7 protein-coding genes are annotated in these 11,421 nt (G+C 67.4%); 6 read left to right on the forward strand and 1 reads right to left on the reverse strand.

The annotated features are described in order from the left end of the window. Positions 1–60 precede the first annotated feature (60 nt). A complete protein-coding gene (locus GEV02_RS28895; protein ID WP_235923027.1) occupies positions 61–2,718 on the reverse strand; it encodes a sensor domain-containing diguanylate cyclase in 2,658 nt (885 codons plus the stop codon). 144 nt (positions 2,719–2,862) lie between these two features. Between GEV02_RS28895 and GEV02_RS28900 the strand changes: the two genes are divergently transcribed. The 6 genes from GEV02_RS28900 (at position 2,863) to GEV02_RS28925 (ending at position 11,417) form a co-directional block, all read left to right on the forward strand. After that, positions 2,863–4,113 (forward strand): winged helix-turn-helix domain-containing protein, encoded by a 1,251-nt coding sequence (locus GEV02_RS28900; RefSeq protein WP_152841299.1) that lies wholly within the window; start codon positions 2,863–2,865, stop codon positions 4,111–4,113. A 13-nt stretch (positions 4,114–4,126) separates the two neighbouring features. Beyond that, complete coding sequence (locus GEV02_RS28905; RefSeq protein ID WP_152841300.1) at positions 4,127–5,116, forward strand: DUF2804 domain-containing protein; 990 nt, start codon at positions 4,127–4,129, stop codon at positions 5,114–5,116. Between the two features lie 16 nt (positions 5,117–5,132). Continuing rightward, entirely contained in the window at positions 5,133–7,541 is a 2,409-nt protein-coding gene (locus GEV02_RS28910; protein WP_152841301.1) for a bifunctional acetate--CoA ligase family protein/GNAT family N-acetyltransferase, read from the forward strand. A 151-nt stretch (positions 7,542–7,692) separates the two neighbouring features. Continuing rightward, positions 7,693–8,412 carry a hypothetical protein gene (locus tag GEV02_RS28915; RefSeq protein ID WP_152841302.1) on the forward strand — a complete coding sequence of 240 codons (720 nt, stop codon included), beginning with the start codon at positions 7,693–7,695 and terminating at the stop codon, positions 8,410–8,412. A 78-nt stretch (positions 8,413–8,490) separates the two neighbouring features. After that, positions 8,491–10,959, forward strand: a complete 2,469-nt coding sequence (locus tag GEV02_RS28920; RefSeq protein WP_152841303.1) for a DUF349 domain-containing protein — start codon at positions 8,491–8,493, stop codon at positions 10,957–10,959. Then, positions 10,956–11,417 (forward strand): molybdenum cofactor biosynthesis protein MoaE, encoded by a 462-nt coding sequence (locus tag GEV02_RS28925; protein ID WP_152841304.1) that lies wholly within the window; start codon positions 10,956–10,958, stop codon positions 11,415–11,417. Before GEV02_RS28920 ends, GEV02_RS28925 begins: the two co-directional genes overlap by 4 nt. Positions 11,418–11,421: the final 4 nt, after the last annotated feature.

The following is an 11,421-nucleotide window of genomic DNA, read 5'->3' on the forward strand; positions in this document are numbered from 1 at the left end:
TAGCGCAAGATGGCGTCGGACGAGTTGATAAAAGTGGCGTCGCCGCGCCGTGGCGGCCCGTCAGGCCGCGTTGCTGGCCGCCGGCGGCAGCGCCGGGCCGGCGCGGTAGGTGTTGCGGCCGCCCTGTTTGGCCTCGTACAGCAGCACGTCGGCGCGGTTCAGCAGTTCGGCCGGGGAGACATCCTCGTCGCGGTAGTAGGCCAGCCCGATACTGGCCGAAATCGACACCACCGTGCCATCCAGGTCGAACGGCGGCTGCATCGCCGCGACGATCTTGGCCGCCAGCGCCGCGGCGTCGTCGAAGCGGGCGACGCGCTCCATGATGATGGTGAACTCGTCGCCGCCCAGCCGGGCGATGGTGTCGCTGGCGCGCATGGCGTGCGTCAGCCGGCCCGAAAACGCCTTCAGCAGCGCGTCGCCGACGCTGTGGCCGAAGGTGTCGTTGACCGGTTTAAAGCGGTCGATATCCATGTACATCACCGCCATCAGACTGTGGCTCTCGCGGCTTGCGGCCATCGCGTCCTGGAGTTTTTGCAGGAAGCCGGCGCGGTTGGTCAGCCCCGTCAGCGCGTCGACCTGCGACAGTTTCAGCAGGCGCAGCTTCTCGCGCTTCTGTGCGGTGATGTCCTGCCGCATGACGTGGAAGCCGATCACCGTCACGCCGTCTTCGTCCATCTGCGGGATGTAGACCACCTCGAAGGTGCGGTCCACGGCTGCCGCGGAATCGTCCTCCTCGAAGGTCAGCGTCTCGCCGGCCAGCGCGCGCTTGATGTAGGGCGCCAGGAACTGGTAGCGCTCCGTGCCCATGGTCGCCTCGATCGACTTGCCCAGCACCGCGACGCCGGTGCGATTGAATTCGCGCTCGTAGGCGACGTTGTGGAAGCGGTAGATTTCTTCCGAATCGATGTAGGCCACCATCGCCGGCAGCGTATCGGCGATGGTGCGCAGGCGCGATTCGCTTTCGCGCAGCGCCATCACGGACTTGCGCACGTGGGTGATGTCGTCCACCGTGCCGACGTAGCCGTAGATATGGCCGTCCACCACCATCGCGGCGATCTTGAACGATATCCAGATCATCATGCCGTCGGGGTGCACGCAGCGCACCGTGTCCTGGAAGGGGACGCGGGTCTTGGCCATGTGTTTCAGGGCCGCCTTCAGCACCTCGCGGTCGTTCGGGTGCACGGCGCGCATCCACTGGTCGCCCAGCGCTTCCTCGCGCGTCAGCCCGGTGATGAATTCGAATGTGCGGTTGACGTAGGTGCAGTGGCCGGCGGGATCGGCGCGCATCAACCCCAGCGGCGAGGCGTCGTTGACGGCAGCCAGCTCCGCCTGGTTCTTGCGCATCGCCAGCTCGGCCTCCTTGCGCGGCGTGATGTCGCGCGTGGTGACGGCCACGCCTTCTTCGATGGCGACGATCTGGTGGTGCAGCCACAGATGGTCGCTGCCCGGCAGGAAGTCGACCTCGAATTCCTCCTCCAGCGGACGGCCGGAGATCAGCACCGTCTTGTATTTTTCGATGAAGCCCTTGGTGTGCAGCGCCGGCAGCACTTCGATCAGGCGCTTGCCCTTGACCTCTTCGGCGGTGGAGCCCAGCAGCGCGGCGCCGCGTTCATTGAGGTCTGCGATGGTGAAGTCGACGATCTCCTTGCCCGGTCCGCGCACGCGGCAAGCTTTGATGAGGTAGACCGCGTCCATGCTGGCGTCGGCCGCCGCGCGCAGCATGGCCTGCGCTTCGGTAATCATGCGTGCGCTGCGCCGCAGCCGGTAAGCCTGCTGCATCAGCAGGCCGATAAACAGCAGCACCAGCACCGAGGCGATGGCGACCGCGCCGTAGTAGACGTTGCGGCGCTGTTCGAAGCGCGCCATCGCCGATGCGACGGGATTGCCGACCACCGCCAGTAGCAGATAGCGCGGCATCTCGGTATAGCCGTAGATGCGCTCGACGGCGTCGAACGGCCGCGCCAGCAGCAGTTCGTCGGGCTGCTGAGCGCCGCCTTGCGCCGCCGTGAAATCGATCGCATCGCTGATGACCAGCTGTTCGTCGACACGGGCGGTGGACATGCCGTTCTCGCGGCTCACCAGCAGCACCGCGCCGCCGGGATCGACGTTCATGCGGTCGTAGTCTTCGACGAAGGAGGCCGGATCGACCATCACCATGATGACGCCGGCGAATTCGCCCCGATGGTCATTGAGCCGCCGCGTAATCAGGATCTGCCATTTCTTGGTGCGCGGCTCGACTACCGGCGTCGATACCTGCGGCGTGTCGACCGGACTTGCGGCATGCTGGCGGAAGAACGCCTGGTCGTGCTGGTCCGGCGCGAAGTAGCCGTTGCGGCTGTCGATCAGGCGGCCGTCAGGGCCCAGCAAGGCCAGCGGCAGGTCCAGTTTGGACGGCAGCAGCGAATCGAGCAGGCCATTGCGGCGCGTGAATTCGGCCAGCCGCAGCGCGCCGTCGGTCTCCTCGAATTTGAGCTTGAACAGCTGCGTCGCATGGTCGACCTGGCGCAGCAGATGGTTGGTGTGTTCGGCCAGCGTACGCGCCAGCGATTGGCTGTGCAGCACCGCCTCGTTGCGCGCGGTTTGCTTTTCCTGGCCGATCTGATAAGTCACCGCCGCCCACATGGCCGCCAGCAGCGCCAGCGCAAACACGGGCAGCAGGACCGCCCGGTACAGGCGGCGTAAAAACATCACGATCGGGCGAGTGGCAAAGTGGTTCATCGAAAGTCTACATTCCCCGCGAAATGGTAGCGGCACGCCATCTGTGGATATTCTGCACGGAAATGTCACGTTTGTGGCTGGCAGGTCAAAAAAAACCCCATTCCGATCACAGGCAATGTTGATTTCTTTATTAGAATAGCGCTCATGACCGAATTGATAATCAGCCTGGCCGCTGCGCGGGCGCTGCATCTGGCGGCGCAGGGTTTGCTGCAGCCGCGCCGCCGCAAGGCGCGCCAGGCCGACGTGGTGGACGCGATACGGCAAATGGGCGTGCTGCAGATCGACACCATCCACGTGGTGGCGCGCAGCCCCTATCTGGTGTTGTGGAGCCGTCTGGGTGATTACCCGCAGCCTTGGCTGGAGCAGGCGCTGGCCGCAGGCCAGCTGTTCGAGTACTGGGCGCACGAGGCCTGCTTCGTGCCGATCGAGGACTACGGCCTGTATCGCCACCGCATGCTCGATCCGGCGGCGATGGGCTGGAAGTATTCGGAGACCTGGATGCGCGAACGCCGCGCCGAGGTCGACGCGGTGCTCGATCACATCCGCGTCAACGGCCCGACCCGTTCGTCCGACTTCGAGCGCACCGACGGCCAGAGCGGCGGCTGGTGGAGCTGGAAGCCGGAGAAGCGTTCGCTGGAAGTGCTGTTCACCGCCGGCGCGCTGATGATCGCCGAGCGCCAGAACTTCCAGCGCATCTACGACCTGGCCGAGCGCGTGCTGCCCGGCTGGGACGACAGCCGCATGCCACACATCGACGACACCCGCCGCACGCTGGTGCTCAAGGCCGTCAAGGCGATGGGCTGCGCCCGCGCCGGCTGGATCAGCGACTACTTCCGCACCAAGCCGCCGCGCCTCGATCCGGAAGAACTGGCCGGGCAGGGCGCCTTGCTGCGCGCCTGGGTCGACGACTGGGACGATCCGATCTACGTCCACCCGGACCACGCCGAGCTGCTGGCCGCTGCCGCCGCCGGCACGTTGGCGCCGACGCTGACCACCATCCTGTCGCCGTTCGACCCGGTGGTGTGGGACCGCCGCCGCGCGCTGGAGTTGTTCGGCTTCGACTACCGGCTCGAATGCTACACGCCGGCCGACAAGCGCCGCTACGGCTACTTCACGCTGCCCATCCTGCGGCGCGGCGCGCTGGTCGGCCGGGTCGACGCCAAGGCGCACCGGCGCGGCGGCGTGTTCGAATTGAAATCGCTGGTGCTGGAACCCGGCGCGCGCATCAGCGACCGCTTCGTGCGCGACATCGCCGGCGCCTTGCAGCGCCTGGCCAACTGGCACGAATGCCCCGACATACAGATCGTCCACGCCGCGCCGGAAGGCTTTGCGCCGCTGCTGCGCGCCGCGCTGGACCTCAACACGAAAGACACGAAAGAAATGGAAGCCGCATGATAGTAGGAGTTCTATGAGTCTGCCCGCCGCCCCCGCCAGCCTGCTGGGCCCCGACGGACAACCGCTGTTCGGCCGCTACGCGGGCCAGGTCGGCCATATCGACTGGAGCAAGCTGGCCGCGCCGTTTGCGCGCAGCCGTTTCTGGCGCCGTTTTCACCACAAGCGCTGGCACTACGTGGCGCTGTGCACGGAGCAGGTGTTCTGCGCGGTCGCCATCGTCGACCTGGGCTGGACCAGCACCGCCTTCGCTTACGCCTTCGACCGCAACGACGGCGACATGCTGGCCAACTTCGCGCAGGACGGCTTGCCCGGCCTGTCGGCGCGGCTGGCCGATCACGCCGGCGGATCGAGCCGCTTCAAGACCCGCAAGAGCAGCATCGCCATCGACAGCCGCGCCGACGGCAGCTACAGCCTGACGCTGCGCTGCGACTATCTGGAGATCGACGCCGAATTCGGTCCCGGCGGCGCGCCGCTGCTGCTGGCCACCGGGCCGGTCGAGCAGGGCTCGGTGCATGCGACGCAGAAGTCGTCCGGCCTGCCGCTGCGCGGCGAGGTGCGCACCTTCCGCGAAGAGTATCCGCTGACCGGCGGCGTCGCCAGCTTCGATTATTCCAACGGTCTGCTGGCGCGCAACACCGCGTGGCGCTGGGCCTCGGCGCATAATCTGGAGCTGGGCTTCAATCTGCAGGCGGGCTACTTCGGCGGCCACGAAAACGCGCTGTGGCTGGACGGCCAGGTGCACGCGCTGGCGCCCGCGCACTTCATCTACGACAGCAGCGACCCGCTGTCGACCTGGCACATCTTCACCGAAGACGATCTGCTGGAACTGTACTTCACGCCGGAAGGCGCGCGCCGCGACGACAAGAACCTGGTGGTGGCGGCCAGCCGCTATCTGCAGCCGATCGGCACCTTCACCGGCTGGGTGCGCAGCGCGCCGGACCAACCCAAACGCATGGTCACGCAGATGATGGGCGTGACCGAGGATCACGCTTCACGCTGGTAACAAGGGGCATCGCCACATGAGCATCAGGAATCTCGACCGCATGTTCCAACCCCGCTCGGTGGCCGTGATCGGCGCATCGGACAACCCGCAGCGCATCGGCACGCGGGTTCTGGCCAATCTGGTGGAAGCCGGATTCGCCCGCGACGGCGGCGCCATCTGGCCGCTCAATCCCAAGCACCAGCGTCTGCACGACCTGCCGTGCTACGCCCGCGTGGCGGCGCTGCCCGATGCGCCGGACCTGGCGATATTGTGCTCGCCGCCGTCGACGATACCGGGCCTGATCGCGGAACTGGGCGCGCGCGGCACCCGCGCCGCCATCGTCATGACGGCGGGGCTGGAGAACCTGCGCGCCGGCAGCCGCAGCCTGCAGCAGGCGATGCTGGAGGCGGCCAAGCCGCATCTGCTGCGCGTGCTGGGGCCGGGCAGCGTCGGCCTGCAGTCGCCGGCGCTGGGCCTGAACGCCAGCTTCACCCATATCGCCGCCGATCCCGGCAAGCTGGCCTTCGTGTCGCAATCGGGCGCGCTGGGCACGGCGGTGCTGGACTGGGCCAGCCTGCGCGGCATCGGCTTCTCGCGCTTCGTCGCCATGGGCGAGGGCGCCGACATCGATTTCGGCGACCTGCTCGACTATCTGGCCGGCGACGCCAACACCGAGGCTATCCTGCTGTGCGTCGAGGATGTCAGCAGCGCCCGGAAGTTCATGTCGGCGGGACGGCTGGCGGCGCGCGGCAAGCCGGTGATCGTGCTCAAGGTCGGGCGCGACGCCGCGCCCGGCGCCGACCTGGTGTTCGACGCCGCCATCCGCCGCGCCGGCATGCTGCGGGTGTACTCCACCGAAGACCTGTTCGACGCCGTCGAAACGCTGGCGCGCCAGCGCCCGCAGCGCGGCGAGCGGCTGGCCGTGCTGACCAACGGCGCGGGCCTGGGCCTGATCGCCGCCGATGCGCTGGCGTGCGGCGGGGCCCAACTGGCGCCGCTGTCGGCCGACACGCTGCGCCTGCTGCGCCGCGCCGACGCGCCGCTGGCCAATCCGGTCGACTTGCTGGCCGACGTGCCGGTCGAGCGCTACACCAGCGCGGTGGAAGCGCTGCTGCGCGAGAAGCAGGCCGACGCGCTGCTGTTCCTGCACGCGCCGACCGCCATGGTGCCCAGCAGCCTGATTGCGGCGGCGGTGGCGCCGATGATGCGTTCGGCCTCGAAGAACGTGCTGTCCTGCTGGCTGGGCGGACGTTCGGCGGCGGCCGCGCGCCAAGTGTTCGCCGACGCCGGCCTGCCCACTTACGACACGCCGGAAAAAGCCGTGCATGGTTTCCTGCAGATCGCCCAGTACCGCCGCAACCAGGAGCTGTTGATGGAAGTGCCGGCGCGCCTGCCCGCCACCGCCGCGCCGGAACGCGCGGCGGCGCAGGCCCTGGTGACGGAGGCGCTGGCGGCCGGCCGCAGCGAGTTGTCCGACAAGGATGCGCGGGCGCTGCTGGCGGCCTACGGCATCGCGCTGGCGACGCCGCAGCAGGCGGCGCTGACCGGCGCCACGCTGGCCGCCGCCCGCATCCAGATCGGCACCGATGCGGTGTTCGGGCCGGTGGTGTTCTTCGGCCAGGGCGGCATCGCGGCGGAGGTGGCGGCCGATCGTGTGGCCGGCCTGCCGCCGCTGAACATGGTGCTGGCGCGTGACATGGTGGGCCGCACCCGCGTGGCGCGCCTGCTGGCGCAAGGCCAGACCGACGCCGACGCCGATGCGCTGTGCCGCACGCTGGTGCAGGTGGCCGACATGCTGGCCGACCTGCCGCAGCTGGCGGAGCTGGACTTGAATCCCTTGCTGGCCATCGGCGGCGGCGTGGTGGCGCTGGCCGCGCGCGTGCAGCTGGCGCCGGTGCGCCGTGGCCGGGCGCTGGCGATCCGTCCGTATCCGCTGGAGCTGGAGCAGGAAATCGACTGGCGCGGCGGTCGCCTGCTGCTGCGGCCGATCCGGCCGGAGGACGCGCCGCAGCACCAGGTGTTCTTCGCCGCGCTCGATCCGGACGATGTGCGGCTGCGCTTCTTTACCGCCATGCGCGAGCTGCCGCCGGCCCAGCTGGCGCGGCTGACGCAGATCGACTACGACCGCGCGATGGCCTTCATCGCCACCCGCAACAGCGCCGGCGGCGAGCCGGAAACGCTGGGCGTGGTGCGCGCCGTGGCCGATGCGGACAACCAGTCCGCCGAATTTGCCATCATCGTGCGTTCCGATTTGAAAGGGCAGGGGCTGGGCTACATTTTGTTCCAGAAATTGATCGATTATTTCCGCAGCCAGGGCACGGGCGAGATCGTCGGCGACGCGCTGGCCGAGAATCTGGGCGTGCAAAAACTGGTACGGCATTTCGGCGGCGTGGTATTGCCGCATCCTGAAGCGGGAATGGTGCGACTTCAGTTGTCTTTGCGATAGCGTTCGCCGCCGGCTTGTTATATATTGGAGTGCATAACGCAGGGGAGCATGTTTGTTCTAGCTCAAGGCGTGTTTGTCGGCTTTATTTACACTTTTACTTCCGCTCTTGCCGCTCATCCGGGCGCCCGCAACTTCAGCTTTGGGAGTCAGAATGTTAACTGCCACATATACTCTGGTAGCACTGTCGGTGGAACACGCCAGTGTCCGCCTCAGTTTGTTATCTTTCCAAAAGTATGTGCGCTCCACGCTGATGCATCAAAACCGCATCACCCTGTCGCAGCTGGAATATGCCTGCGAGAATCTCAATAGCCTGTACCAGGCCTGTCATTGGCGCAAGACCGAGATGTACCTGATCCCCGCGCTGCGCGAAGCGACCGAACGTGCAGACCAGTTGCTGGACGAGCTCAACCGCTTGAACCAGTCCGCGCTGCTGTCGATCCGCATGTTGCAAGACAAACTGGGTTCGTTGGCCGATGTGCGCGACGACCAGGTCAATTTGATCTGCGACAGTATCGAAACCTTCTGCTCCTCGCTGCTGAAACGGCTGGAGAAGGAAGAGCAGGAACTGTTCGCCATCGCCCGCAACGCCATCGCCGGCGAAACATGGTTTTCCATTGCGAATCAATTGATGATGCATGACAAGCATCTGGAGGAAATGAAGCGTGCCGGCCTGGCGCCGGGCGCCGCAGTCGAGGCGACCCCGAAGCCGGCCGGCCGTAGCACGGTCAACACCCTGCGGGTCGTGGACGACGGCCAGATCAGCATTCCCGGCTTGCAAGTGTTGCCGATAGTAAGCATCGACGAAACCGGGGCGCATCCGGCCCCGACCACCGTCGCCCGATCGACCCGGCAATTGCCGGCGATGAAATAACCGCCCAAATAGCATACGCATCGGGCAAATTCCCTTCGCTTTGCTATGATGGTGGTTTTAGCCATCTCATAGCGCACCATGTTCGATTTCATCTTTAAGCGAACTACCGACCAGACGGCCGAACTCCAGGCCGCCGTGGCGACACCCGAGCAGGGCGCCGCCGCTGCCGCATCGGCCAGCCGCCGCGACGAACAGGCGCGGTGCGCCGCCGGGCTGGCGGGCAACGAAGCCGCCGCCGTCCAGCTGATCTTGCAAAGCGAATTCGCCGGCGTGCGCCTGACGGCCGCCGAGCACGTGCAGTCGCAGGCTTATCTCGAACAGGTGTTGCAGGCGATGCGCAACACCGACCGCCGCGTCGCCAAGCTGATGCAGGGACGGCTGGACGCGATCCGCTACCAGCAGGCAGAGCGGCAAAAAGCCCAGGCTTGCCTGGAGCTGGCACAGCGCTTGTTGCAGGATGAAAAACTGACCCCGAATCAGGTCGCCGACCTGGACCGCCAATGGCAGGTGACTGCGGCCGTGCCGGAGCTGGCCGAACCGTTCGCCAGCGCGCGCGCCGCGTTGGCGGCCCGGTTGGAAGCGCAGGTCGATTTGCAGCGCGCCATCATCGATGCGATGGCGGCGCTGCGTCAGCTGCCGTCGGCCGGACTGCCGCCGGAAGAGGCGCAGCAGGCGCTGGAACGCCACGTCGCCGCGCATGCCGGCTATCAGCAGGCGCCTGAACACAATGCCTTGCCCAAGCACCTGCTGAGTGATTTCGCGCAGGCGCTGGAACAGAGCCGCGCCGCGTTGTCCAGTGCCTCAACTGCGGCCACTGCCGCCAGCCAGCGCGCCGCCGTCGCGGAAGCGCTGCCACCGGCCGGCGATCCGGCCGCCGCAGCGCCAACTGTTCAGGCTCCGGCGCAGGCCCCGGCCGCACGCCCACCGAAACAGCCCGCCGCACCCAAGGAAACCGACAAGAAATTCCTGGAAACGCTGGATGCGATGGACGCCGCGCTGGCGCAAGGCCTGCTGCACGCCGCCGCCGACCACGACAAATGGCTGAAGGAACACAAGACCCGCCTGACCCCGGCCCAGACCGACCGCCTGAACCACGTGCGCGCCGAACTTAAACGCCTGGGCGACTGGGCGCGCTGGGGCGGCAACGTCTCGCGTGAGGAGCTGGTCAAGGCGGTGGAAGAACTGCCCGCACTGGGCCTGGCGATGAGCGAACTGGCCAAAAAGGTCGGCAGCATGCGCGAGCGCTGGAAGTCGCTGGACGCCGTCTCCGGCCACGCGCCGAAGAGCCTGTGGGAACGCTTCGACACTGCCTGCACCACGGCCTATGCGCCGGCTGCGGCCCATTTCAAGCAACTGGCCGACGAACGCCACGCCAACGCCGCCAAGGCGCAGGCGCTGGTCGACGAAACCCGCGCCATGGCCGCCAGCGCGGCCGGCGAGGGCGCCGACCTGAAAAACGTGGCCGCCGCCGGCCAGCGCCTGCGTCAGATGTGGGGCCGTCTTGGCACCATCGACCGCAAGGAAAAACGTAAGCTAGATCAAGCTTTCGATAAAGCGCTGTCGCAAATGCTGGCGCCGCTGGCCGAACAACGCAAGATCGAAACGGCCAAGCGCGAGCAGCTGATCGCCGAAGCGGAACAGATGCAGCCGGGCGACCGCCACACGCTGGACCACCTGCGCCGCCTGCAAGAGCGCTGGCAGGAGCAGGCCAAGGCGCTGCCGCTGGAGCGCAAGGCCGAACAGGCGCTGTGGCAGCGTTTCCGCGCCGCCTGCGACACCATCTTCAACAAGCGCAAGGAAACCGCCCACGCGGCCGACCACGAACGCAAGGCCCACCTGCACGCGCGCGAAGCGCTGTGCCAGGAACTGGAAACGGCCACCTTCAGCGGCGACGACAAGGCCCAGCTGGCGGCCATCGCCAAGACGCTGCGCGATGCGGCGTCGGCCTGGCATGCGTCCGGCGGCGTGCCGCGCGCGGCCGAAGCCCGCATCCTGCAACGCTACAACGCCGCGGTTGCTGCGGTGCAGGGCCAGGCCGACGCGATCAAACGCCGCGCCGGCGCCGCCCAGGCCAACGCGCTGCGCGACAAGCTGCGTCTGTGCCAGGCGCTGGAAAGCGCGATCGGCACGCCGGCCGACGGCGCCGCCATCGATGGCGCCGACTGGCAGTCGCGCTGGTCGGCGCTGCCGCCGCTGGCCGCCGAGTACGAACGCGCGCTGCACGGCCGCTTCAACGCCGCGCTGGCCGCGCTGGACGGCAAACGCAGCGCCTACGCCGAGCAACTGGAACGCAACCGCGCCAAGCTGCTGGACGAAGTGCTGCGGCTGGAGATCGTGGCCGGCGTCGACAGCGGCGCCGAGTTCGCGCGCGAGCGCTTGAAGATGCAGGTCGAGGTGCTGCAATCGTCGCTGAAGTCCGGCCAGAAGCCGCAGAGCGCGGGCAGCGCCTACCTGCAACTGTGCGCGATGCCGGCGCTGGCCGACGCCCGCACCGCCAGCCGCATCGAGCAGCTGTTCCGCCGCATCGGCGCCTCGGAGCGCGCATGAGCTTAGGCCAGGTCCGCATCCAGGCGGAAGACTTCGATCTCAACGCAGAGCTGGCGCGGCTGCGCGCCGACAACCCCAAGGTTGGCGCCATCGTCAGCTTCGTCGGCACCGTGCGCGACCTGAACGAGGGCGCCAGCGTGGCGGAGATGGAGCTGGAGCACTACGCCGGCATGACCGAGCAATCCATCCTCGCCATCATCGAGCAGGCTCGGCAGCGCTGGCCGGTGTTCGGCGCGCTGGTGATCCACCGGGTGGGGCCGCTCAAGCCGCAGGAGCAGATCGTGCTGGTGGCGGTGACGTCGGCGCATCGCGGCGAAGCGTTCGCGGCCTGCGAATTCATCATCGATTACCTGAAGACCGAGGCGCCGTTCTGGAAGAAGGAACAGACCCCGGACGGCGCGCGCTGGGTCGACGCCCGCGTCAGCGATGACGTCGCATTGAATAAATGGAAAGTTTAATTCC

Source organism: Rugamonas aquatica, assembly GCF_009380215.1.
In the GTDB taxonomy this organism is placed as follows: domain Bacteria; phylum Pseudomonadota; class Gammaproteobacteria; order Burkholderiales; family Burkholderiaceae_D; genus Rugamonas; species Rugamonas aquatica_B.